This window comes from Micromonospora sp. NPDC050276 (assembly GCF_044459545.1).
GTDB lineage: Bacteria > Actinomycetota > Actinomycetes > Mycobacteriales > Micromonosporaceae > Micromonospora.
On the sequence record NZ_JBITJA010000013.1, the window covers coordinates 56,078 to 80,587 of the forward strand.

General features: G+C 71.3%; 18 protein-coding genes and 2 pseudogenes. 14 read left to right on the top strand and 6 right to left on the bottom strand.

Annotation, left to right across the window (positions count from 1 at the left end; genetic code table 11):
* Positions 1–4 precede the first annotated feature (4 nt).
* Positions 5–964 carry a hypothetical protein gene (locus ACIBF8_RS25220; RefSeq protein ID WP_396786095.1) on the bottom strand — a complete coding sequence of 320 codons (960 nt, stop codon included), beginning with the start codon at positions 962–964 and terminating at the stop codon, positions 5–7.
* An 85-nt stretch (positions 965–1,049) separates the two neighbouring features.
* Here ACIBF8_RS25220 and ACIBF8_RS25225 point away from each other — a divergent pair, with 85 nt between their 5' ends.
* From ACIBF8_RS25225 to ACIBF8_RS25240, 4 genes are all read left to right on the top strand, one after another.
* A complete protein-coding gene (locus ACIBF8_RS25225) occupies positions 1,050–1,925 on the top strand; it encodes a hypothetical protein (RefSeq protein ID WP_396786097.1) in 876 nt (291 codons plus the stop codon).
* 30 nt (positions 1,926–1,955) lie between these two features.
* Positions 1,956–2,723, top strand: coding sequence for a hypothetical protein (locus ACIBF8_RS25230; RefSeq protein ID WP_396786099.1), 768 nt, complete (start codon positions 1,956–1,958; stop codon positions 2,721–2,723).
* A 202-nt stretch (positions 2,724–2,925) separates the two neighbouring features.
* A complete protein-coding gene (locus tag ACIBF8_RS25235) occupies positions 2,926–4,224 on the top strand; it encodes an aspartate aminotransferase family protein (RefSeq protein WP_396786100.1) in 1,299 nt (432 codons plus the stop codon).
* The gene (locus ACIBF8_RS25240; protein WP_396786102.1) at positions 4,221–5,708 is read left to right on the top strand and encodes a CoA-acylating methylmalonate-semialdehyde dehydrogenase; all 1,488 of its coding nucleotides are present in this window, start codon (positions 4,221–4,223) and stop codon (positions 5,706–5,708) included. The genes ACIBF8_RS25235 and ACIBF8_RS25240 overlap by 4 nt, the downstream gene beginning before the upstream one ends.
* Here ACIBF8_RS25240 and ACIBF8_RS25245 read toward each other — a convergent pair.
* On the bottom strand, positions 5,680–7,134 hold the full coding sequence (locus tag ACIBF8_RS25245) for an acyltransferase (protein WP_396786104.1): 1,455 nt from the start codon (positions 7,132–7,134) through the stop codon (positions 5,680–5,682). The genes ACIBF8_RS25240 and ACIBF8_RS25245 overlap by 29 nt on opposite strands.
* Before the next feature lie 192 nt (positions 7,135–7,326).
* Here ACIBF8_RS25245 and ngcE (ACIBF8_RS25250) point away from each other — a divergent pair, with 192 nt between their 5' ends.
* The 3 genes from ngcE (ACIBF8_RS25250) to ACIBF8_RS25260 all read left to right on the top strand — a co-directional run bounded on the left by ngcE (ACIBF8_RS25250) (position 7,327) and on the right by ACIBF8_RS25260 (position 10,603).
* Positions 7,327–8,742 carry an N-acetylglucosamine/diacetylchitobiose ABC transporter substrate-binding protein gene (gene ngcE, locus ACIBF8_RS25250; RefSeq protein WP_396786106.1) on the top strand — a complete coding sequence of 472 codons (1,416 nt, stop codon included), beginning with the start codon at positions 7,327–7,329 and terminating at the stop codon, positions 8,740–8,742.
* 65 nt (positions 8,743–8,807) lie between these two features.
* Complete coding sequence (locus ACIBF8_RS25255) at positions 8,808–9,716, top strand: carbohydrate ABC transporter permease (RefSeq protein WP_396786107.1); 909 nt, start codon at positions 8,808–8,810, stop codon at positions 9,714–9,716.
* Entirely contained in the window at positions 9,713–10,603 is an 891-nt protein-coding gene (locus tag ACIBF8_RS25260) for a carbohydrate ABC transporter permease (protein ID WP_396786109.1), read from the top strand. The genes ACIBF8_RS25255 and ACIBF8_RS25260 overlap by 4 nt, the downstream gene beginning before the upstream one ends.
* Positions 10,604–10,802: 199 nt before the next feature.
* Here the strand turns inward: ACIBF8_RS25260 and ACIBF8_RS25265 are convergent, their stop codons facing one another.
* On the bottom strand, positions 10,803–11,789 hold the full coding sequence (locus ACIBF8_RS25265; RefSeq protein ID WP_396786111.1) for an N-acetylglucosamine kinase: 987 nt from the start codon (positions 11,787–11,789) through the stop codon (positions 10,803–10,805).
* 206 nt (positions 11,790–11,995) lie between these two features.
* Here ACIBF8_RS25265 and ACIBF8_RS25270 point away from each other — a divergent pair.
* The 5 genes and pseudogenes from ACIBF8_RS25270 to ACIBF8_RS25290 all read left to right on the top strand — a co-directional run.
* A pseudogene (locus tag ACIBF8_RS25270) lies at positions 11,996–12,934 on the top strand (MurR/RpiR family transcriptional regulator); the annotation flags it as partial.
* A gap of 176 nt (positions 12,935–13,110) precedes the next feature.
* Positions 13,111–13,860, top strand: a complete 750-nt coding sequence (locus ACIBF8_RS25275) for a sugar isomerase domain-containing protein (RefSeq protein ID WP_091403970.1) — start codon at positions 13,111–13,113, stop codon at positions 13,858–13,860.
* 26 nt (positions 13,861–13,886) lie between these two features.
* A complete protein-coding gene (ngcE, locus tag ACIBF8_RS25280; protein WP_396786113.1) occupies positions 13,887–15,323 on the top strand; it encodes an N-acetylglucosamine/diacetylchitobiose ABC transporter substrate-binding protein in 1,437 nt (478 codons plus the stop codon).
* A gap of 18 nt (positions 15,324–15,341) precedes the next feature.
* On the top strand, positions 15,342–16,250 hold the full coding sequence (locus tag ACIBF8_RS25285) for a carbohydrate ABC transporter permease (RefSeq protein WP_396786115.1): 909 nt from the start codon (positions 15,342–15,344) through the stop codon (positions 16,248–16,250).
* Complete coding sequence (locus ACIBF8_RS25290) at positions 16,250–17,176, top strand: carbohydrate ABC transporter permease (protein ID WP_396786117.1); 927 nt, start codon at positions 16,250–16,252, stop codon at positions 17,174–17,176. Before ACIBF8_RS25285 ends, ACIBF8_RS25290 begins: the two co-directional genes overlap by 1 nt.
* Before the next feature lie 9 nt (positions 17,177–17,185).
* On the opposite strand, the pseudogene ACIBF8_RS25295 reads toward ACIBF8_RS25290, so the two are convergent.
* Positions 17,186–18,877, bottom strand: a pseudogene (locus tag ACIBF8_RS25295) (ABC transporter ATP-binding protein).
* A 50-nt stretch (positions 18,878–18,927) separates the two neighbouring features.
* A complete protein-coding gene (locus tag ACIBF8_RS25300; protein WP_396786238.1) occupies positions 18,928–20,694 on the bottom strand; it encodes an ABC transporter ATP-binding protein in 1,767 nt (588 codons plus the stop codon).
* Between the two features lie 120 nt (positions 20,695–20,814).
* On the opposite strand from ACIBF8_RS25300, the gene ACIBF8_RS25305 reads away from it, so the two are divergent.
* Together ACIBF8_RS25305 and ACIBF8_RS25310 are read left to right on the top strand one after the other, a co-directional pair.
* Positions 20,815–22,527, top strand: a complete 1,713-nt coding sequence (locus ACIBF8_RS25305) for a bifunctional 3'-5' exonuclease/DNA polymerase (protein WP_396786240.1) — start codon at positions 20,815–20,817, stop codon at positions 22,525–22,527.
* Between the two features lie 172 nt (positions 22,528–22,699).
* A complete protein-coding gene (locus ACIBF8_RS25310) occupies positions 22,700–23,293 on the top strand; it encodes an NTP transferase domain-containing protein (RefSeq protein WP_396786242.1) in 594 nt (197 codons plus the stop codon).
* A gap of 86 nt (positions 23,294–23,379) precedes the next feature.
* Here the strand turns inward: ACIBF8_RS25310 and ACIBF8_RS25315 are convergent, their stop codons facing one another.
* Positions 23,380–24,453 (bottom strand): MFS transporter, encoded by a 1,074-nt coding sequence (locus ACIBF8_RS25315; protein WP_396786118.1) that lies wholly within the window; start codon positions 24,451–24,453, stop codon positions 23,380–23,382.
* Between the last annotated feature and the right edge of the window lie 57 nt (positions 24,454–24,510).

The following is a 24,510-nucleotide window of genomic DNA, read 5'->3' on the forward strand; positions in this document are numbered from 1 at the left end:
TGGTTCAGCGGCGGTCGTGCAGGGCGCGCATCGAGCGGATCGCCGAGCGGATCTCCTGGAGGTAGCGCCCGGGTGTGAGCGTCTGCTCGGGCAGCACCGCCAGGTCGGCCAGGGTCGGGTCCACCCCGACGGTGTCGATGGCGCAGCCGTACGGCACGGCGAGGGTGCGCAGCGCGTCGCAGTGCTGGAACGGCACGTAGATCGGCGCGGTGACCATCAGCACCTCGTCGCCCGGGGCGAGCCGGACGTGGCCGGCCCAGAAGCGCTGGGTGTCGGCGGTGTGCGCGCGCCGCCGGTCCGGTTCGCTGGACGGCGCGGCCAGCACCCGGATCGGCGGCAGCCCGTCCGGTCGGTAGGTCCGCGACGACCAGGAGTGGTGCGGGTGGCCGGCGTCGACGCCGTCCTGCTCCGCCGGGGCGGCCACCCCGAACACCCGGCGGACGGCCGTGTCCAGCACGTCCACCTCGGTGTCGTCGGCGGGCAGGTCCGCGTCGGCCAGCGTCCGGCGCTCCGAGTCCGACAGAGGCCGGAAGCTGCCCAGGACGGCGACCTCGCCGCTGACCGGTAGGCCGGCGCGGAGCAGGTGTGCGGCGTACCCCACGCGGCGTACGCACGCGTGCGCCAGGCCGCCGAGCACCACCAGGTGGGTGTACGCCGACCGGGCCGGCGGCACCGGGTGGATCAGCCCGAGCGCGGCAGCCGCGTCGAGCACCAGTTCTGCGGTGGCCGGGTCGAGGTCGGGCTCCCGGGCCTCGGGCCGCTCCCGGCCGCCCCGGAAGTCCCAGTGCCGGGCGGAGAAGTCGTCCAGGAAGCGGAGCACCTCGGTGAGGTCGCCGTCGGGCCAGTCACCGCCGAACCGCCGGACCAGGCCGCGGAGCGGGGTGGAGCAGATCCAGGCCCGAACCTCCGCCGCGATCCGCTCGTCGATCGTCCCGGTCGACAGGGCCCCGTCCGTTCTCTGCACCTGCCGGATGCTACCGGCCGCCACGCAGGAACAGCGGTTGTCGATGCTGCTTACGCTGGCGGTAGCGCCCGATTGGGGGATCTTGATGACCCGTGATGTGGCCCGTCAGCGACTGCGGGAACGACGCGGCAGCCCCCACGGCGGCGTTGCCCGTCTGGTGGCGCACACCGATCCGGTGGCGTTGGTCGGCATCACGCTGTCGATCACCCTCAGCGTCGTGCTCGACCTCAGCAACGCCGCGTCCGGGGTGGAGTCACTGCTGGCGGGCCTGATGGGCATCACCATCTCGCTGCTGGTCGACTCGCTGGCCCGCGCCGAGCGCCGCTTTCATCTGCGCACCCTGCTGGACGGGCCGCCCTGGCTCGTCCGCACCACCACGGAGCTGGCCGGGTCCATCCGGGACGCGGCCGAGCAGCACGCGGGCACCCGGGTCGCGGTGGAGGCGCAGCGCCGGTACGAGCAGTTTCGGCTGGAGGCTGAGCAACTCGCGGAGGGTCGGATCATCCGGCGCGGCGACGAGGACGCGGACCTGGTGGGCGCGACCCGCACCTGTGTGCACCGGTTGGACGCGTTGACCAATGTGATGCCCCGGGTCAGCGGGGAGCTGAGCTGGTGGCGCGGCGAGATCGGCCGGCGTTACTGGGAGGCCAACCAGGAGGCACTGCAACGGGGTGTCCAGATCACCCGGGTCTTCGTCTACGCCACGCTGACCGACGAGCTGTCCGCGCTGGTGCAACAGCAGCGTGCGGCCGGAGTGCGGGTGGGCCTGTTGCCGCTCGGTGTGGTCGGTCCGCAGCTCCACGTCAATCTGACGCTCTGGGACGGGTCGAGCTGTTGGGAGGCCCGCATGACCGCGCACGGCGAGATCGCCGAGAACAAGTTCTCGGTCAACCGGGCGGACATCGACCGGCTCACCCGCGTGTTCGACCTCTGTGCGAGCGCCGCGACCTTCCGGGACTGACGGTCCCACGAGGGCGGAGGCGGGTGGGCCATGACGTGGAGCGCCGTCCTGCTGGTGACGGCCGTGGTCTGGGCGGTCAGCGTGATCCGCTCCGTCCGGCTCCGAGCGCTGGTCTACAGCCTGCCGCTGCCGATGACGCTCGCCCTGGTCAGCACCGACTACCGGGTGGACGGTGCGCAGTTGCTCGGCGTGCTCGGGCTGAACCTCTTCTTCGTCACCGTGGCGGTCACCTACCAGCGGCTGCGCTGGCCGATCCTGCTGGCCGACGTCGCGGGGATCGCCGTCTACGTGGCGCTGAGCGCCGGCCTGTTGGCCGTCGGGATCCCGTTCGTGGTGGCCCTCGCCGGCACGCTCGTACTCTGGCTGGCGACCAACCTGGTACTGCGCCGTTCCGCCGGCCCGCGCGCGGCGCCCGCCGAGAACTCCGCCGCCGTCGCCGAGAAACCCGCCGCCGTCCCCGGGACCTCGATCGACGCTCACCCGGACAGGCTGCCTGCGTTGCTCATGCTGGTGGTGATCTTCGCTGGGGCGATCATCACCGCGCTGCTCGGCGCTGTGCTGCGCGGCATGGTGGTGACATTTCCGTACTCGGGGGTGCTGGTCGCTGTCGAGGCCCGTCGTCACCTGTTCGGGTTCAGTCGGCACTTCGCCCGCAACAGCCTCGCGCTCGTCGGGTTCCTCACCGCCTTCCACTACCTTCAGGACGTCTCGTCGACGGTGGCGCTGGCCGTCGGCTGGGCGGTCTTCGCGGTGGTCGCCGCCGTCCTGCACCTGCCGCACCGGCCCTCCACACGGTGACGGACCTTGCCGTCAGACTACGGATCGAGTGGGAGAGGCCCGTTGGTGCTGCGGTAAACAGCGGTCAACCATGATCGGTGCCCCGGAAACCGTTGACGTGCTGTCAGGTCGCGACGTCCTTGCGCTACACGCTGACAGTTGTTCGCATCGACCGGCGGTGGGAGCGTGCGGTATCCACGATCGCCGCTGAAGGGTTGCCACGATGACCGACGACCTGCTGGCCCGGCACCGGGCCGTGCTCCCGTCCTGGATGCCGTTGTACTACGCCGAGCCGATCGAGCTGGTGTCCGGCTCGGGCCGCCGGGTCACCGACGCGCAGGGACGCAGCTACCTGGACTTCTTCGGCGGCGTGCTGACCAACATGATCGGGTACGACATCCCGGAGATCCGGGAGGCCGTCGAGCGGCAACTCGCCACCGGCATCGTGCACACCTCGACGCTCTACCTGATCCGGCAACAGGTGGAGCTGGCCGAGAAGATTGCCCAGCGCTCCGGCATCCCGGACGCCCGGGTGTTCTTCACCAACTCCGGCACCGAGGCGAACGAGGCGGCGCTGCTGGTCGCCACCAACCACCGCCGCTCGCACCAGATCCTGGCCGTGCGCAACAGCTACCACGGCCGGTCGTACGCCGCGATGGGCGTCACCGGCAACCGCAACTGGTCGGCCAGCGGCCTCAACCCGCTCCAGGTGGCCTGGCTGCACTCGGGTGACCGGGTGCGTGGCCTGCTCGCCCGGCTCACCGCCGACGAGCAGGTCGACGCGGCGGTGGAGGACCTGCGCGAGGTGCTGGCCACCCAGACCGCCGGTGACGTGGCTGCCCTGATCGCCGAGCCGATCCAGGGTGTGGGCGGTTTCGTGCACCCACCGGACGGGCTCTTCGCCGGCTGGAAGAAGGTCCTCGACGAGCAGGGCATCCTGTTCATCGCCGACGAGGTGCAGACCGGTTGGGGGCGTACCGGGGAGCACTTCTGGGGTTACCAGGCACACGGCGTCACCCCGGACCTGCTCACCTTCGCCAAGGGCATCGGCAACGGGTTCGCCCTGGCCGGGGTGGTCGGCCGGGCCGAGGTGCTGGAGTCGGTGTCGGCCATCAGCTTCTCCACCTTCGGCGGCAACCCGATCTCCACGGCGGCCGGCAACGCGGTGCTCGACTACCTGATCGAGCACGATCTCCAGGCCAACGCGGCCCGCGTCGGCGCGATCCTCGCCGACGGCCTCCGGTCCGCCGTGGGCGGGCTCGACTGCGTCGCCGAGGTACGCGGAAAGGGGCTGATGCTCGGCGTCGAGTTCGTCCGACCGGGCACCAGTGAGCCGGATCCGGGGTTGACCAACCAGGTCTTCGAAGCCGCGCGGGACGGTGGCCTGCTCACCGGTAAGGGCGGTCTGCACGGCAACGTGCTGCGAATGGGGCCACCGTTGACGCTGACCGAGGAGGAGGCCCGCAAGGGCCTGGCGATCCTCGTCGACGCGATCCGCTCGTGCGCGGGGGTTACGGCATGAGCATCGGGCACTTCATCGACGGCAAGCGGGTCGGCGGCACGTCGGAGCGGCGCGGCGACGTGTTCGACCCGGCGACCGGTCGGCGTACCGCCGAGGTCGAGCTGGCCTCGACCGCGGACGTCGACCTCGCGGTGCAGTCCGCCGCCCGCGCCGCGCGGGCCTGGCGGGATGCGTCGCTGGCGCGTCGCTCGGCGGTGTTGTTCGCCTTCCGGGAGCTGGTGCACGCCCGTCGGGACCGGCTCGCCGAGGTGATCACCGCCGAGCACGGCAAGGTGCTCGCCGACGCCGCCGGCGAGGTGCAGCGCGGCCTGGAGGTCATCGAGTACGCGTGCGGCCTGCCGTCGGCGCTGCGCGGCGCGTTCAGCGAGAACGTGTCCACCGAGGTCGACTCGTACACCATCCGGCAGCCGCTCGGGGTGGTCGCGGTGATCTCCCCGTTCAACTTCCCGGTGATGGTGCCGCTGTGGTTCGTACCGGTGGCCGTGGCCTGCGGGAACGCCGTGGTGCTCAAGCCGAGCGAGAAGGATCCCAGCGCGGCGCTGCTGCTGGCCGAGTGGTTCGCCGAGGCGGGCCTGCCCGACGGGGTGCTCAACGTGGTCAACGGCGACTCCGAGGCGGTCGACGCGTTGCTGGAGCACCCGGAGGTGCGAGCCGTGTCGTTCGTCGGCTCCACCCCGATCGCCCGGTACGTCTACCAGCGGGGCGCCGCCGCCGGCAAGCGGGTGCAGGCCCTCGGTGGGGCGAAGAACCACATGGTGGTGCTCCCCGACGCCGACCTGGACCTGGCCGCCGACGCGGCGGTCAACGCCGGGTTCGGCTCGGCGGGGGAGCGGTGCATGGCCATCTCGGTGCTGGTGGCGGTGGAGCCGGTGGCGGACGCGCTGGTCGAGCGGATCGCCCGGCGGGTGGCCGGTCTGCGTACCGGCGACGGACGGCGGGGCTGCGACATGGGTCCGCTGGTCACCGCCGCGCACGCGGCGAAGGTCCGCTCCTACGTGGACGCAGGTGTCGCCGCCGGCGCGGTCCCGGTGGTGGACGGGCGGGACGTGACACCGGACGGCGACCCGGACGGCTTCTGGCTCGGCCCGACGCTGTTCGACCGGGTGACCCCGGACATGTCGATCTACACCGACGAGATTTTCGGGCCGGTGCTGAGCGTGGTCCGGGTCGACTCGTACGACGAGGCGGTGGAGCTGGTCAACGCCAGCCCGTACGGCAACGGCACGGCGATCTTCACCAATGACGGCGGTGCGGCCCGGCGTTACCAGCACGAGGTGGAGGTGGGCATGGTCGGGATCAACGTGCCGATCCCGGTGCCGATGGCGTACCACTCGTTCGGCGGCTGGAAGTCGTCGCTCTTCGGTGACCTGCATGCGCACGGCGAGGATGGGGTGCGCTTCTTCACCCGGGGCAAGGTCGTCACCAGCCGCTGGTTGAATCCCCGGCACGGCGGGGTCAACCTCGGGTTCCCCACCCAGACCTGAGCAGCCGCAGCACGCCCGCCCCGGCCAGGTACGCGACCAGGGCCGGGACGGGCGTGCCGAGCGGCTCCGCTGCCTGCTGCGGCGTGGTGCTGTTGACCAGCAGCGCGGCCACCACGGCGGCGTAGGCGGCGACCGCCGACACCGCTCGGGCCGGGGTGCCCCGACCGGTCCGACGTCCGGCGCGGTGCCGGCCGCTGCGCGCCTCCACCGACCCGAAGATGGCGACCAACGCCGCCAGCACGGCGGTGAGCAGCAGCAACCAGGGCACCCGCCAGGCCCACCAGGCGGCGGAGTCGACCGCCGGGGTGGGCAGCGTCCCGATCGCGTCGAGCAACCCGATCAGCAGGATCGCGGCGGTCAGATGCCAGAGGAAGACGGTCAGCACCACCAGGTTCACCCCGATCACCACCTGCCACGGTCCGGTGCGGCGCAGCAGGCGCTCCGCCGGGCCGCGCAGCAGCAGGATCAGGCCGAGCTGGCCGGCGGCGACGGCCAGCAACGCGAGGCTGGGCGGCGCGGCGTTGTCGAGCCGCTCGTCGGGCACCTTGAGCATGGCCACCGGCCACGGGCCGAGCACGGTGAGCAACAGCAGCGCGCCCAGCCCGCCCGCCAGGAACACCAGGCCGGCCCGGCGGGAGATGGGCAGCCGTCGTCGGCGTACCCCCGGGCGGTCGGGCGTCGACGGCCCGGCGGCGTCGTCGGTCGCCGCATGCGGCGGCGCGGTCCGATCGGCGGCCGGCGGTGGCGCGGTCTGATCGGCGGGCGGCGGCACGGCGCGGGTGTCGTGCCAGGCGAAGCCGAGCTGGTGGACGGCCAGCCAACCGAACAGGTAGTTGCCGTAGCTCAGCTCCTCCGGGCCGGTCAGCCGGCCCAGGTCGCCGAGGCCGACCAGGGCCACCAACACCAGCGGGACGGCCAGGCCGAAGCGGCGGTGCAGCGCGTACATCGGTGCGGTGAGCACGACCGCCGCCAGGTAGGCGACCAGGAACCACAGCGGAATGGTGGCGAACCAGAACACCTCCCGGATCCGCGTCGGCTCGGCGCCGAGCAGCCAGGCGACCGCCGCCGCGGCGGTGAGCACCAGCAGCAGCGTGCTGGTGGGGCGGACCAGGCGGGCACTGCGGTCGATCAGCCAGCCGGCGGCGTCGCCGCCGCGGGCCCGCAGCCGGGTCAGCGAGGCCGCGTTGGCATAGCCCCCGACCAGGAAGAAGACGGGCATCACCTGGGCCAGCCAGGTCAGCGGGTACGCCCACCGCAGGTCGCCGAGCGCGGAATGCCCGGTGGCCTGCCCGGTGGCGTCGCGCCCGATCACCGTGACGGCCCAGTGTCCGATAACGACCATGGTGATGGCGAGCGCGCGGAGCAGGTCGACGTACCGCTCCCGCCCTGCCGGGGTGCGCTCGGCCAGCTGGCGCAGACGGCGCATCGCCCCAGGTTAGGCGATCCGACGGCGGCTGGTGGTGATAACGGTTCGACCGTCAGGACTTGAAGTCCGAGCCCGGCTGTCGTAGAAATTCTTCAGCAACAGCGCGTTAACTGAAGAGAATCACCGAGCCTCGCGCGGCGGACGCCTCCCCCTGACAACGGCGACCCGCCCGACCCGACCCGAGGAGAACGTATGAACAGGCGTGACATCCTGCGGCGCAGCGCCGCCGCGGGCCTCCTGGCCACCCCCGCCGCCGGCCTGCTGTCCGGCTGCGCCACCGGCGGTGGTGGTGACAAGAACGATGCCGACACCTACCAGGGCACCAAGAGCGCGCAGAACCCGCTCGGCGTGCAGGAGGACGCCCCTCTTGAGGTGGTGATCTTCGGTGGCGGGTTCGGTGAGGAGTACGCAAAGGCCCACGAGGCCATGTACACCGAGAAGTACCCGAAGGCGAAGATCAACCATTCCGCCACCCAGGAGATCAGCAAGACCCTTCAGCCGCGCTTCGTCGACGGCTCGCCGCCGGACGTGGTCAACAACTCCGGCACCGGCCAGATCGACTTCAACGGACTGGTCAGCCAGAACGCCCTCGCCGACCTCGGTGAGCTGCTCGCCGCCCCGAGCCTCGACGTGCCCGGCAAGACGGTCAAGGACACCCTGCTGCCCGGCGCCGTGGAGATCGGCTCGTACGACGGCAAGTTCCTGGTGCTGAACTACACCTACACCGCCTACGGCATCTGGTACTCCAACAAGCTGTTCACCGAGCGCAAGTGGGAGTACGCGAAGACCTGGGACGAGCACATCGCGCTCTGCAAGCAGATCAAGGCCGCCGGCATCGCCCCCTGGACGTACGCCGGCCTGCACCCGCGCTACATGAGCTGGCCGCTGATCTCCACCGCGATCAAGCTCGGCGGGCCGTCGGTGGCCCTCGCGCTCGACAACCTGGAGCCGAACGCCTGGAAGTCCGACTCGATGCGGGCCGCCGCCGACGCCTGGCACCAGATCGTCAAGGACAAGTACATCCTGGACGGCTCGCCCGGCCTGGACCACAAGCAGTCGCAGACCGCCTGGTGCCAGGGCAAGGCCGCCTTCATCTCCTGCGGCTCCTGGCTGGAGAGCGAGCAGAAGGACGTCACGCCGGCCGGGTTCAACATGACCATCGCGCCGACGCCGAGCCTGGGCAGCGGCGACAAGCTGCCGTTCGAGGCGATCCGGGGCACCGCCGGGGAGCCGTTCATGGTGCCGGCCAAGGCCCGCAACGTCGCCGGTGGGCTGGAGTACTTCCGAACCATGCTCTCCAAGCGGGGCGCCCAGGACTTCACCAAGAAGGTCGCCAGCCTCACCGTGGTCGCCGGCGCCACCGAGGGCGTCGAGCTGCCGTACGGGTTGACCACCGTGGTCAAGGCCCTCGACGCGTCCGGCGCCAACGGCTTCAACTGGGTCTACAACAACTACTACCGCAAGTTGGAGCGCAACCTCGTCGACGCCGCGTGCGGCGAGTTCTTCAGCGGCCGCATCGGCCCCGCGGAGTTCCTCAACCAGTGCCAGAAGGGCGCCGACTCGATCGCCCAGGACAGCTCGATCAAGAAGTACAAGCGAGCGGCCTGACCGCCCGGCCGGTGGGGGAGAGGTACGCCCCCACCGGCCGTACCCCCACGGAAGAGGTCCCTCTCGTGAAACATGGCAAGTGGCCGCTGATCGTCACGTTCCTGGTGCCGCCGGTGGTGCTGTACGTCTTCTTCGTCGTCTCGCCGTACCTTCAGGCCTTCCAGATCTCCACCACCGACTGGCTCGGCTACTCGGCGGACGCGAACCCGGTCGGCCTCGCGAACTTCAAGACCCTGTGGCACGACGACTACGTGTGGAACGCGCTGAAGAACAACGCGATCCTGCTGGCCCTGGTGCCGGTGCTGACCATCGTGCTCGGGCTCTTCTTCGCCACCATGCTCGCCATGGGCGGGCGCAAGGGCCGCGCCGGCGTGACCGGGGTACGCGGCGGCGCGCTCTACCGCACGGTCTACTTCTTCCCGCAGGTGCTCTCCGTGGTGATCATCGCGCTGCTCTGGAAGGAGGTGTACCACCCCAATCAAGGGCTGCTCAGCGCTGCCGTACACGCGGTCGGTCTGCCCGCGCCGACCTGGCTGGGCGACCCGGCCACCGCCTTCTGGTGCGTGCTGGCGGTGATGGTCTGGAGCAACGTCGGCTTCTACGTGGTGCTGTTCGGTGCGGCGATGTCGGCTGTGCCGAAGGAGATCTACGAGGCGGTGCTGCTCGACGGCGCGTCCCGGTTCACCACCCTGCGCCGGGTCACCCTGCCGCTGCTCTGGGACACCGTCCAGGTCGCCTGGGTCTACCTGGCCATCTTCGCCCTGGACGGGTTCATCCTCGTGCAGCTGATGACCAACGGCGGACCGAACTTCTCCACCGACGTGATCGGCGTGCGGATGTACGACACCGCCTTCGGCAGCGAGACCAAGTTCGGCTACGCCTCGGCGATCGGCGTGGTCATGTTCTTCCTGACCCTCTCGGTGGCGGTGCTGTCGCTGCGGGTCGGCCGGCGCGAACGGATCGAGTACTCGTGACCACTCTGGATCAGCCCACCGCGACCGTGGTCGTCAGCCGGGACCGCCCGGTGCGCCGGGAACTCGGCGTGGCCAACACCCTCTCGCACGGCTTCCTGCTGCTCTGGGGCCTGCTCACCGTACTGCCACTGCTGTGGATGTTCATCAGCTCGTTCAAGACCAACGGCGAGATCCTCGCCGACCCGTGGGGGCTGCCCGGCGCGCTGCACCTGGACAACTGGGCGCGGGCCTGGACGGGCGCGCACATCGGCCGGTACTTCCTCAACAGCCTGGTCGTGGTGACCGGCTCAGTCACCCTCACCATGCTGATGGGCGCCACCGCCGCGTACGTCTTCGCCCGGTACGAGTTCCGCGGCCGGCAGGTCGTCTACTACCTGTTCGTCGGCGGCCTGATGTTCCCGGTGTTCCTCGCCCTGGTGCCGCTCTTCTTCGTGGTCCGCAACGCCGGCCTCTTCAACAGTTGGCGCGGGCTGATCCTCGTGTACGCGGCCTACTCGCTGCCGTTCACGGTGTTCTTCCTGACCGCGTTCTTCCGGACCCTGCCGACCTCGGTGGCGGAGGCCGCGTTGGTCGACGGCTGCGGTCACTTCCGGCTCTTCTTCCGGGTGATGCTGCCGATGGCACGTCCGGGAATGATTAGCGTCGCGATCTTCAACTTCCTCAGCCACTGGAACCAGTTCCTGCTACCGCAGGTGCTGTTGCAGGGCGACGAGTCCAAGTGGATGCTGGCGCAGGGCCTGTTCGCGCTCTCGGTCAGCCAGGGCTACGCCGGTGACTACGCGCGGCTCTTCGCCGGGCTGAGCATCGCGGTGCTGCCGGTGCTCGCGATCTACGTGGCCTTCCAGCGTCAGGTGCAGGCCGGCCTCACCGCTGGCCAACTCAAGTAGCACTCACCCGCTACCTGACCGATCCCGATCACCACACCCGTACCCCTCGACTCATCCGCCCCGGCGTGGGCCCCCGCCCCGGCGTGGCCCCCGCCCCGGCGTGGCCCCCGCCCCGGCGTGGCCCCCGCCCCGGCGTGGCCCCCGCCCCGGCGTGGCCCCCGCCCCGGCGTGGGCCCCGAACCGGGCGGGGCGCGGTGGGTTACGAGGTGGGGAAGAGGTGGGCGTGCAGGGCGGCCGGGTCGGTCATCTCGGGTAGGCCGCGGGCGGCGAGCCAGGCCGCTGCGGCGGCCCCGTCTCCGGCGGTGCGCAGTGGCGCGTCCGGCCAGTGGTGGGCGATCTCGTCTCGGACGGCGGCGGCGAGCGGGGTGTCCGCGGTGAGCAGGCCGCCGCCGAGGACGAGCGGTGTCACCGCATCGGCCGGGCGGATGCGGCTCACGCTCTCGGTCAGGTGTGCGGCGGCGTCGGCGATCAGTGCGGTGGCGACCGGGTCGCCGTGGGTGGCGGCGTTGACGACCAGCGGCGCGAGTCGGGCCAGCTCGATGGGGGGTCGACGGGTCACCGCCTGGATGGTGGCGTCGACGGTGTCCCGGGGGCGGGGGGCGATGTCGGCGCTGCCCAGCAGTTCGGTGAGGACCGTCGTGGCCAGCGCGCCAAGCCCGCGGCCCGTGTCCAGGTCGGCGAGCAGCCGGCGGACCGATTCCCGGCCGAGCCAGAAGCCGGAGCCGGCGTCGCCGAGGAGCCAACCGTGGCCGTCGGCGATCCGGTCGAGCCGCAGATCGCGGACCTGGGCGGTGATCGCCCCGGTGCCGGCGATGAGGACGGTTCCGTCCGGGGCGGCGGTGCCGGAGGCGTACGCGACCAGGGCGTCGCCGTGCACCTCGTACGGGCAGCGCAGGCCGGCGTCGTGCCAGGCCCGGTCGAAGGCGGCCCGCCCCTGCGGGTCGGCGAGCAGCCGGCCCGCTCCGGCGAGCCCGATGGTGCCGGCGGCCACCCGCGTCGGGTCGACGTCGGCGAGCGCGCCGCGGAGCGCGGTCAGCAGTTCGGCGGCGGCCCGTTCGGCGCCGTGGCTGGTGGGGTTGCCACCGCCGGCGTGACCGGTGCCGAGGCGTTCACCGGTGAGGGTCAGGGCGGTCGCCCGGGTGGACGTACCCCCGACGTCGAGACCGACCACGACGGTGTCGGACATCGGCACGGGCCTCCTTGCGCTGTGCGGCTGTGGGCCCTGTTCATGCTGGTCGGCGCACTCGCGAAGGGCAAATTCTGGCGACCCCGGCAGCCTGTGCGCCAGGTAACAGTTTGAAAACTTCGCCCACAGTCTTGACACGGAGGGCCGTTCAGTAAGAACTTTTACCACTAACAGTTAACAGTCTTTTCGGAAAGGCGAGGCGTCTCATGGTTGATCACGAGGTGGACACCGTCGCGGGGACCGCGGTGGTCGACGCCGATGTGATCGATCGAAGGACCTCCGCCTCCGACGGGGTGCTGACCCGCGTCCGCACCGGGCTCGACGAGTTGACCGGCGCCCTGCGCCGGGTCGCCGAGCACGTGCTCAGCGACCCGGAGGCCGCCGCCCGCTCGACCATCGTCGAGTTGGCCGAGCGCAGTGGCACCTCACCGGCGACCATCACCCGCTTCTGCCGGGCGATGGGCTTCGAGGGGTACGCCGACCTGCGACTGGGCATCGCCTCCGAGACCGGCCGTGCGCGTTCGGCCGGTTGGACCGTCGACATCGGACGGGAGATCCAGCCGAGCGACCCGCTCGCCCGGGTGCTCGACCAGATCATGGCCGCCGACACCCGGGCCATGCACGACACCGCCACCCTGCTCGACCTCGCCGAGGTGGAGCGGGCCGCGGTGGCGATCGCGGGCGCCAGTCGGGTGAACATCTTCGGCGCCAGCGGCAGCGCGCTGGTGGGCGAGGAGATGCAGTTCAGCCTGCATCGCATCGGGGTGGCCGCGTGGGCGTGGAACGACGTGCACGAGGGGCTGGCCAGCGCCGCGTTGTTGCGAACGGGGGATGTGGCGCTCGGCATCTCGCACACCGGGCAGACCCGGGAGACGATCGAGATGCTCGCCGAGGCGGGCAGTCGGGGCGCCACCACGCTCGCGCTCACCGGGTTTCCCCGCTCACCGTTGGCCGAGCTGGCCGACATCGTGCTGCTCACGGCCAGCCAGGCGACCACCTTCCGGCCGGACGCGCTCTCCGCCCGGCACCCCCAGCTGGTGGTGCTCGACCTGCTCTACATCGCCGTCGCGCAACGCACGCACGACCGCGCGCACGCGGCCTTCCGGCGTACCGCGCAGGCCGTCGACGGGCACAAGGCAGCCAAGAGGTTGTCGGGAAACCCGGGGGCGAGCGAGGCGGAGTCCAGCCGGCGATCCGGCAAGGCGGAGATCGGTCCGGATACCGGTGTTGTATCCGGACCGATCGCCAACGCGGCCGGTCGTCGGCTGGGCCCGCCGCAGCCGACGCCAGGTTTCCCGACAACCTCTGAGGGAGCCGTTTCATGATCAGCGCTCAGGGGTACGCGGACGCCGTCCGCCCGGTGCTCGACCGGCTGCTCGACTCGGAGGCCGACGGGATCACCCGGGCCGCCGACCTGATCGCCGACAGCCTGCGCGACGGCGGCGTGCTCCAGGCGTTCGGCGCCGGGCACTCGGAGGCGTTCGCCGCCGAGCTGGTCGCCCGGGCCGGCGGGTTGGTCCCCACCAACCGGCTCTCGGTACGGGACCTGGTGATGCACGGTGACGCCCCGCGCGACGTGCTCGCCGACCCCAAGCTGGAACGTGATCCCTCCATCGCCCACCAGATCTACGCGCTCGCGGCACCGCAGCCGCGCGACGTGTTCGTGGTGGCGTCCCAATCCGGCATCAACGGCTCGGTGGTCGAGCTGGCGGCGCTGGTCACCGAGCGCGGTCACCCGTTGATCGCGGTCACCTCGGTCGAGCACACCGCACGGGTGGCTCCACGGCACCCGTCCGGGCATCGGCTCGCCGACCTCGCCGACGTCGTGCTGGACAATGGCGCGCCGTACGGCGATGCACTGCTGCCGCTCGAGGGCGGCGGCGCGGTCTGTGCGGTCTCCTCGGTCACCACGGCGCTGCTGGCGCAGCTGTTGACGGCGGAGGTCGTACGACGGTTCCACCAGGCCGGGGAGGTACCCCCTATCTACCTCTCCGCCAACGTCCCCGGCGGGGACGAGCACAACCTCGCCCTCGAGTCGCGGTACGCCGGGCGTCTCCGGCGTACCGCATGACCCGAATTCCACAAGGAGAGACGACGATGTCGATTACCCCCGAACACCCGGCCGCACTCGACCGTCGCACGGTGCTGCGTCGCGCCGCCGCCGTGGGCATGCTCGCCACTCCGGCCATCGGCCTGCTCGGCGCCTGCGCCACCAGCGGCAGCGACGGTGACAACGAGCAGGTCGCCGGCGGCACCAAGAGCGAGAAGAACCCGCTGGGCGTCAAGGAGGACGCCCCGATCGAGGTGGTCATCTTCAACGGCGGCTACGGCGAGAAGTACGCCACCGACGTGCACGAGCCGCTGTACAAGACGGCGTTCCCCAAGGCGGAGATCAAGCACCAGGCCACCCAGGCCGTCTCCACCGTGCTCCAGCCGCGGTTCGCCTCCGGCAACCCGCCGGAGTTCGTGAACAACTCGGGCGAGAAGCTGATGGACTTCGGCGCGCTGGTGGCCGACGGTCAGCTCCAGGACCTCACCGAGCTGTGGGACGCGCCGTCGGTCGACGACCCGGCCAAGAAGGTCCGCGACACGGTGGTGCCCGGCACCATCGAGGCGGGCTCGTTCAACGGCAAGCCGTACGTCCTGTACTACGTCTCCACGGTCTTCGGCATCTGGTACTCGGGCAAGCTGTTCAAGGACAACGGCTGGGCGCCGGCGAAGACCTGGGACGACTTCATCACCCTGCTCACGAACATCAAGGCCAAGGGCATCACCCCGTACGGCTACGCCGGTGCGAACGCGGCCTACTACCAGTGGAACGTGATCCTCACCCAGGCCGCCAAGATCGGCGGCACGGACGTGCTGAAGAACATCGACAACCTGGAGGACGGCGCCTGGAAGCAGGACGCCGTGAAGCAGGCGGCCGCCGCGTGGGCCGAGGTGGGCGCGAAGTTCAGCGACAAGAGCTTCGAGGGCCTCAAGCACACCGACGTCCAGCTGCGGCAGAACCAGTACAAGGTGGCCCTGTACCCCAGCGGTGACTGGCTGGAGGGCGAGCAGAAGAAGGACACCCCGGCCGGCTTCGACTACCAGCTCATGCCGGTGCCGAGCCTGACCGCCTCCGACAAGCTGCCGGCCACGGCGCTGCGCGCCACCGCCGGTGAGGGTTACTTCGTCTCGGCGAAGAGCAAGAACCCCAAGGGCGGCCTGGAGTACATGCGCCAGATGCTGTCGAAGGCGGGCGCGAAGGGCTTCACCGAGGTGGTCAAGGCCCCGACCGTGGTCACCGCCGGTTCGGAGGGCTTCGCCTTCCCGCCCGGTGTGGCCAGCTCGCAGGCCGCGCTCAAGGCGGCCGGTCAGGACGTGTTCAACCTGTACTTCGACGGCTGGTACAAGGAGCTCGACACGGAGGCGCGGACCGCCACCAACGAGCTGATGTTCGGCCGGATCAACGCGGACGCCTTCGTGGAGCGGATCCAGAAGCGCGCCGACGCCATCAAGAAGGACAGCTCCGTCACCAAGTTCAAGCGTTGATCGATCGGAGCTAGGGTCATGCGGCACGGCAAGTATCCATTCGTGGTCGGGTTCCTGATCGCCCCGGTCGCGCTGTACGTGACATTCGTGATCTGGCCGTACGCGCAGGCGTTCCAGATCTCGATGACCAACTGGCGGGGGCTCTCCGCCCCGCAGTGGGTGGGCTTCGACAACTACCGGAGGTTGCTCGACGACGGCGCCTTCTGGAAGGCGGTCCAGCACCACGGCGTACTGCTGCTTGCCCTGCCGCTGATCACCATTGCCATCGCGCTGTTCTTCTCCTTCCTGCTCAACGTGGGTGGCAAGAGCAGCGGTGGCCAACGCCAGGGGGTCTGGGGGGCGAAGTTCTACCGGGTGGTGTTCTTCTTCCCCCAGGTCCTGGCGGTGGCCATCATCGCGGTGCTGTTCCAGATGGTGTACCGGCCGAACGAGTCCGGCCTGATCAACGGCGTGCTGATGAAGTTCGGCCTGGAGCCGATCCTCTTCCTGGTGAAGCCGAGCCTGGCCCTCTGGTCGATCCTCGCGGTGCTGGTCTGGCAGGCGGTCGGCTTCTACGTGGTGCTCTTCTCGGCCGGGATGGCCTCCATCCCGGGTGAGATCTACGAGGCCGCCGAGATGGACGGGGCGACGAAGGTGACCCTGTTCTTCCGGGTCACCCTGCCGCTGCTGTGGGACACCCTCCAGGTGGCCTGGGTGTACCTGGGGATCGCGGCGTTCGACGCGTTCGCCATCGTGGCGGTGCTCTCGGTGGACGGTGGCGGCCCGGACGGCGCCACCACCGTGCTGGCCATGGAGATCTACCGCAACGCGTTCGTCTACTCGAAGTACGGCTACGCCTCGGCGATGGGCGTGGCGCTGTTCTTCCTCACCCTCACGTTCGCGGCGCTGACGCTGCGGCTCACCAAGCGGGAAAGCGTGGAGTACTGATGAATCCGCAGTCGACGCTGCCGCCGCCGGCGGCGCTACCGCCGAAGACCGGTGACCCGTCCGCCACCGACGCGCGAGGGCGCAAGGGCCCCCGCTCGGAGGTACGGCTCCTCGCCAACCTGGGGCACGTCGCGCTCGCCGTCTGGGCGGTCATCGTGATCGTGCCGATCCTCTGGACCTTCCTCGCCGCGTTCAAGAACACCAGCGAGATCTTCAGCAGCCCGTGGACGCTCCCGGCCGAGCTGCGCTGGGAGAACTTCTCCCGGGCCTGGACCAAGGCGAACGTCGGCCGGTACTTCCTCAACAGCGTGATCGTGGTGTCGTGCAGCACGTTCCTCACCATGCTGCTCGGCTCGATGGCCGCGTACGTGCTGGCCCGCTACAAGTTCTGGGGCAACCGGGCGATCTACTTCCTCTTCGTCTCGGGGTTGGCCTTCCCGGTCTTCCTGGCGCTGGTGCCGCTCTTCTTCGTGGTGAAGAACCTGGGTCTGCTGGACACCCACACCGGTGTGGTGCTGGTCTACACCGCGTACTCGTTGCCGTTCACGGTGTTCTTCCTGGCCGCGTTCTTCAAGACGCTGCCGTCGTCGGTGGCCGAGGCCGGGATGATCGATGGCTGCTCGCACAGCCGGCTGTTCTTCCAGGTCATGATGCCGATGGCGAAGCCGGGCCTGATCAGCGTGGCGATCTTCAACATCATCGGTCAGTGGGCGCAGTACCAGCTTCCGTTGGTGCTGCTCTCCAACGCGAAGGACAAGTGGGTGCTCACCCAGGGCATCGCCGACATCTCGGTGAACGCCGGCTACGAGGCGGACTGGTCCGGGTTGTTCGCCGCGCTGACCATCGCCATCCTCCCGATGATCATCGTGTACGCGGTCTTCCAGCGTCAGATCCAGGCCGGTCTCACCTCCGGCGCGGTGAAGTAGGGCGCCTCCTCACCGCTCGTCGACGCGGGTGTGCCAGGAGCGCCACAGCGCGGCGTACGCGCCGCCGGCCGCGACCAGCTCGTCGTGGCTGCCGATCTCGGTGATCCGGCCGTCGGCCAGCACGGCGACCCGGTCGGCGTCGTGCGCGGTGTTGAGCCGGTGCGCGATCGCGATGACGGTCCGCCCGACCAGCACGGCGGCCAGCGCGCGCTCGGTCCGCCGGGCGGTGGACGGATCGAGTGCGGCGGTCGCCTCGTCCAGGATCAGCGTGTGCGGGTCGGCGAGCACCAACCGGGCCAGCGCCAGCTGCTGGGCCTCGGCCGCGCCGAGTTGACGGGCCCCGTCGCCGAGCTGGGTGTCCAGGTCGTCGGGCAGCTCGGCGTACCACTCGGCGCCCACGGTGAGCAGCGCGGCGCGCATCTGGTCGTCGGAGGCGTCCGGTGCGGCGAAGGCGAGGTTGTCGCGCACCGAGCCGATGAAGACGTGGTGCTCCTGGGTGACCAGGGCGATCCGGCGACGTCGCTCGGCCGGGTCGAGGTCGGTGACCGGGCAGCCGCCGATGCTGACGACGCCCTGCCGCGGTGCGTCGATCCCGGCCAGCAGCCGGGCCAGGGTGGACTTGCCGGCGCCGGACGGGCCGACGACGGCCAGCCGCTCACCGGGCCGCACCTCCAGGTCGATGCCGTGCAGCACGTCCGGCCCGTCGGAGTAGGAGAACCGCGCCCCCCGCACGACCAGCCGCTCGCCCCGTGCCGAGGTCGCCGCGCCGGGCGGCTCCGGCGGAACCATGCCGACGCCGAGCACCCGGGCGTACGACGCGAAGCCGCGTTGCGCCTGCTCCGTCCACTGCAACAGCCGGTCCATCGGGTCGATCGCCTGTTGTAGGTAGAGCGCGGCGGCGACCACCGCGCCGAGCGACACCATGTCCCGGGAGAGCAGGAAGCCGCCGACGAGCAGGACCATGGCTACCGGTAGCGGGTAGCTGGCCTCGACGACCGAGAAGAACACGGTACGCAGCGCGAGCGTCGCCCGGCGGGCCCGCCAGACCCGGGTGATGTGGGTGGTGCCATGGCGGACCCGGTCGTCGGTCAGCCGCAGCGCCTCCACCGTGCGGGCACCCTCGGCGGTGGTGGTCAGCGTCTCGGTCAGCTCGGCCGCCGCCGCCCCCTCGGTGAGGTACGCGGAGCTGGCCCGCCGCAGGTACCAACGGGTCACCGCCACGATCGACGGGAGCCCGGTCAGCGCGGCCAGGCCGAGCAGCGGATGCAGCAGGAAGACCGCCCCGAACAGCAGGGTCAACTACACCGAGGCGATGACGATGGTGGGCACCACGTCCCGGACGGTGGTGCCGACCGTCGCCACGTCGACGGAGCTGCGGGTCGCCAGGTCACCGGAGCCGGCGCGTTCGACGACCGAGACCGGCAGCCCGAGCGTGCGGGAGACGAACTCCTCGCGCAGTTCGGCGACGGCCCGTTCGCCGAAGCGGTGCCCGGCGTACTGGGCGTACCGGGACACGACCGCGCTGACCAGGACGCAGCCGGCGATGGTCAGCGCCAGCCGGTCCACCGTGGCCACGCCCGCTCCGGCGGTGACCCGGTCGACGATGGTGCCGAGCAGCCACGGCGGGGCCAGCCCGGCGACCGCGGCGGCGCTGTGCAGCGCCAGCACGACCGCGACGGCGCGCCGATGCCGACTGATCATGTCGCGCAGGGCCCGGCGGACGGTGGCTCGGTCGGCCACCGGCAGTCGGTTCACCGGTACGCCTCCTCGGCGTCGGCGGGCTGCGTCGGATCGGAGTCTTCGCTGCCCCGGGCCACCAGGTGCCGATAGGTCGGGTCGCGGTCGAGCAGGTCGGCGTGGCTGCCGGTGGCGGTGATCCGGCCGGCGCTCAGGTGCGCGACCCGATCGGCCTGGCCGAGTAGCAGCGGCGAGGTGGCGATCACCACGGTGGTCCGCCCGGCGCGGGCGGCCCGCAGCCGCTCGGCGATCCGCGCCTCGGTGTGCGCGTCCACCGCCGACGTCGGATCGACGAGGATCAGCACCTCCGGCTCGGCGCACAGCGCTCGGGCCAGTCGCAGGCGTTGGCGTTGACCGCCGGAGAGCGTCCGGGCGCGGGCGTCGATCGGGGTGTCCAGCCCGGCCGGCAGGGCGTCGACGATGTCCTCGGCCGAGGCGGTGCGCAGGGCCGCGCCGACCCGCTCGTCATCGTCGTCGTCCCCGGCGCGCAGGATGTCGCGCAAGGTGCCGGCGAAGAGGTACGAATCGTGGTCGGCCACGAGGATCCGGGCGCGGACCTCGTCCAGGGCGACCCCGCTCAGCGGCACACCGCCCCAGGTGGCCCCGCTGACGACGTACCGGCCGAGGCGGTCGGCCAGGGCCAGCGCCTCCGCCGGAGCGTCGGCGGCCACGCCGGTCAGCCGCCCGGCGACGACGGTCAGCCCGGTCACCGGGTCGTGCAGGTCGGCGGGGCCTTCCGGCGCGGCCGAGCCACCTGGCCGGCGTGCCTCGGGCACGGAACCCGCCCGGCGTGCCTCGGGTGTGGCATGCGGCCACCGGCGACCCGGCCCGCCGACGTCGTCCGGTGTCACGTTCATCAGGTCGGCGATCCGCCGGGCCGCGACCCGACCCCGGATGAGCTGGTGACTGCCCTCCAGCAGGAACCAGACCGGCACGATCAGGGTCGCCACGTAGCCGTAGACGGCCACCAGCTCGCCGATCGACACCTCACCGGTCACCGCCATCCGCGCCGTCAGCCACACCACCGCCGCCAGGAACAACCCGGGGATGGCGACCGTCGCCGCGTCGATCCAGCTGTTGACCGCGCCGACCCGGTACCCCTCGGCGCGCAGCTCCTGGGACCGGGCCGCGTACCGCCGGGCGAACAGGTCCCGGCCACCCACCCCGGCGAGCACCCGCAGCCCGGCCACGATGTCACCGGATCGGGCGGTGAGCGCTCCCTGCTGCCCCCGGTAGACCGACTCGACCCGCTCCAGCCGACGCAGCAGCGGCCCGACGACCAGCCCGACCACCGGCACCCCCACCAGCACGCAGAGCGCGAGCAGCGGGGAGACCGACCAGAGCACCACGGCGATCACCCCGTACGCGATGACCGCGCCGACACCCGGCCCGGTCAGCGTCAGCACCTGCGCCGTCCAGTCGATGTCGGAGCCGCCGATGGTGGACACCTCGCCGGCGCCGACCCGGCGTGGCAGCACCGAGCCGATCCGGGACAGGTGACGCAGCAGCACCTCCGCCGAGCGGGCCTTGGCGTCCTCCCGGATGAAGGTCATCGTGCGGTGCCGCATGATGCCCAGGTAGGACAGGGCCACGCCCGCGACGACGATCGCCGCGACCCAGAGCGCGAGGGCGCGGGTGTCGCGGGCGCGCAGCCCGTCGTCGACGGCGCGGGCGATCAGGTAGGGCCGGGCCGAGAGCCCGATCATCCAGGCCGTGCCGAACAGGCTGCCGCGCAGCACCCGCCAGGGCTGGCAGCGGACCAGCCACCAGAGGTAGCGCATCGGACCGCGGGTGTCGGGAGTGCCAGGATCGGGATGCGGGATCTGCGGAGGCACCTGGTCACGCTACCGACCATCGCCGACACCCCACCGACCCGATCATGGTGAGGTGCGCCTCCGTTTCTGTCGGATGGGAGAGGCAGAATCACGTTCGTGCTGGTGGCGGTGGTGTCCGACGAGCGGGGTGGGGGAGTGCTGTGCCCGCTGGACGCCACCGGCCGGCCGACCGGTCCGGCTGAGGTCGTCATCGACCTGGTCGCGGCGGTGGCCGCGCGCGAGGCCGCCGAGCACCCCCGCTGGGTCTGGTCCACCGCGGCGGCGATCTACCCGACGTTGCTGCGCGCCGGCGTGCGGGTCGATCGGTGTCACGACGTGGAGTTGACCGAGGCGTTGCTGCTCGGGCATGCCGGGCGCTGGGGCGAGCCCCGCTCGTTGGCCGCGGCCTGGGCCCGGCTGACCGGCGCGGCGGTGCCGCCCGACCCGCCGCCGCGCGCCGCCGCGCCGCCCGGCCACGGCCAGGGCGCGCTCTTCGACGCCCTGCCCGGCCCGCCGGGGCCGGGCATCGAGGCACTGACCCGGGTGTACGCGGACCAGCTCGCTCGCGTCGCCGCGACCGAGCATCCCGGCCGGTTCCGGTTGCTGGTGGCCGCCGAGTCGGCCGGCGCGCTGATCGCGGTGGAGATGGGCGTCGCCGGGCTGCCCTGGCGTGCCGACGTGCACAACGAGATCCTGCACGAGTTGCTCGGTGAGGCGTCCCCGGTTGGCGGCCCGCCACGTCGACTTGCCGAGTTGGCCGCCCGGATCGCCGACGCGCTCGGCGTACGCGGTCTGCACACCGACTCCCCGGCGGAGCTGCTGAAGGCGTTCGCCCGGGTCGGGGTGGAGTTGCCCAACACCCGGGCCTGGGTGCTGCGTGGGGTGGACCATCCGGCGGTGCCGCTGGTGTTGGAATACAAGGAGCTCTACCGGATCTGGACGGCGCACGGCTGGGCCTGGCTCGATCAGTGGGTGCAGGGCGGTCGGTTCCAACCCGAGTACGTGCCCGGTGGTGTCGTCTCCGGCCGGTGGGCCACCCGGGGTGGCGGGGCGTTGCAGATCCCCAAGGTGATCCGGCGGGCGGTGGTGGCCGATCCGGGCTGGCGGCTGGTGGTCGCCGACGCCGGTCAGTTGGAGCCTCGGGTGCTCGCGGCGGTGTCCGGCGACGCCCGGCTGGCGGCGGCGGGCGGTGCCGGCGACCTCTACGCGGCCCTTGCCCGGGACTCGTTCGGCGGTGACCGGGCGAAGGCCAAGGTGGCCCTGCTCGGCGCGATGTACGGGCAGACCGGCGGGGCCGCGGTGCCCGCGCTGGCCGTGCTGAAGCGCAGCTATCCGACGGCGTTCGGTTACGTCGAGTCGGCCGCGCGTACCGGTGAGGCGGGCGGGCTGGTGCGGTCGTGGCTGGGTCGGACGTGCCCGCCTGGCTCGGCCGGGTTCGGTGATCTCGACGACGCGTCCACCGCCGACCCGGGCGGGGCGGCCGATCCGCAGAGTCCACGGGCCCGTGCCGCGCGATCCCGGGGGCGCTTCACCCGCAACTTCGTCATCCAGGCCACCGCTGCGGAGTGGGCCTCCACGTTGCTGGCGACACTCCGCACGGAGGTGTCCGGCACCGACGCCGAGTTGGTCTTCTTCCAGCACGACGAGGTGGTCGTGCACGCTCCCGCCGATCAGGCGGATGCGGTCGCCGAGGCGGTCACCCGGTCCGGCGAGCGGGCGTCCGCGCTGCTCTTCGGTGCGACGCCGGTCCGGTTTCCACTGGATCTGTCCATCGTCGACTGCTACGCCGACGCGGCCTGACCGACCGATTGTCCGGGTGGGGGCGATGCCGGGCGTGTAACGGTTGTGCTATTTCTCCTTTTCGCCCCGCCACCCTCGGCCCGCCGTCCTCGTTGCAGTGTCCGTAGGAGGGGACGGACCGGTCACGGTTCGTCCCGTGCTGGAGGGGGCGCAGCTGAACCGGATCGCAGGAATGATCATCGCCGCAGGCGGGGGACGACGGATCGGTGGTCCCGAGGCGCTGCTGCACCAGGGGGACAAGCCCCTGGTCAATCAGATGATCGACACGATGACCGAGGCGGGCTGCGAGCAGATCGTGGTCGTGTTGGGTGCCGCCGCCGAGCAGGTTCAGGACACCGCCGACCTGGGCAAGGCCACCGTTGTGATCAACAAGGCGTGGGGCACCGGGGTCGGCTCGTCCATCCGCGCCGGCCTGGCCGCCATGGACGACGAGGGGATCGAGGCGGTGGTGGTGGTCCCGGTCGACATGCCGGGCCTGACCGCCACGGCGGTCCGCCGGGTGGCCGCGCTGCCGTACCCGGATGTGCTGGTCTGCGCCACCTACGACGGGTTGCGCGGCTACCCGATGCTCTTCGGCCGCCGGCACTGGCCCGGCATCGCCACCCTGGCCAGCGCCGACGTGGGCGCGAGGCCGTACCTGTTGGCGCACAAGGACCAGATCGTCGACATCGCCTGCGACTCGGTGGCCGACGGCAGCCGCGTCGACACCCCCGAGCTGATGGAGCTCTACGGGCTCACCGTCCCGCCGCAGCGCGTCGGGGTCTAGATGATTGAGTCCTAAACTCTGGCTGGTCCATGGTCGTAAAAAGACGGCCGAGCACGGCGGACTGACAGCTTGGCGACAGCGCTCCGCTATCCGCGCAGGCGGGTCGCGATCCGGTCGGCCTCGTCGGCGTCCAGGGGGTAAGGGCTGCCGTGCAGGATTGGGCCGGTGATAACGGCGGGGCCGGTGACCGGCGGCAAGCCATGCTCGGTGGCGAGCAGGCTCGCTGCGGGGTTGGGCTGCCCTGCCTTGGCCCGGCCAGGGCTGTCCTCGGCGTGCCACAAAGTCAGGTCGGTGCCGAGCCTGGTGGATCGGATGTTCTCCGAGCCGAGCAGTCGGGCCACCTCCTGCACGAGATCCATCCCGAAGGAGGCTGTCGTCACCTGCTGGACGCCGCCGACGGTCACCAGCAGCAGTTCGGCCGTCTTGCCACGTTCATGCGCGATCGGGGGATCACTCGGCCCGCCTGTCGACGCGGTCGCGGTCTGACCGGACGTGGCCTGAGGCTGAGTCGGCCGGGACGCGTGCTGTATCAGCACGATGATCCCGGTCACCGCGGTGACCAGCAACGCCACCGCCCCAAAGGGCACGGCCAGCAGGAAAGGCCACCGCCAACCGACCGCCCGCCCCACAAGCACTCCCGCCACGGGCCCGAGACCCAGCGCCAGCACCACCACGCCGGCGACGAGGGGCAATACCCACACGCGTCGTGCCCCCATCTGGGCCACCAGCATCGCCGTGACGCCCCACGCCAAACCGGCCCCGAACCCCGTCACCGCGCGGCCGAGTAGCAGCAGAGCGTCCCCCGAGGCCAGCGCGGTCAGCAGCGACCCGGGAACCAGCAGCGCGATCGCGGACAACGCGACGGCAGTCGGCCACCGCCGACCGACCAGAGCGCCACCCGCGACCGCCAGTACCGCCGGCAGCAGATAAGCGACGAAGATCCAGAGGACTGCCGACGTCGGCAGGTCCATGTCCCGCTGGATCGCAGCCCATTGCGGCCCGACGGTGACGGCGAGCAAGAAGGCACCGAGCGACGCAGCGAGTGTCGGCCCGATCAGCAGCCAGACTGGACGGGAAACGTCTGGCCGATCACCGAGCACGACGGAGCGTGAACCGTACGGGGGAACCTGGCTGGAGGTGCTGGGGAAGGACGCGGTCACGTCGGCGAATATACCGGGCCCGAGGCCTTGTGGAGCGTCCCAGCAAACGGCACTGTC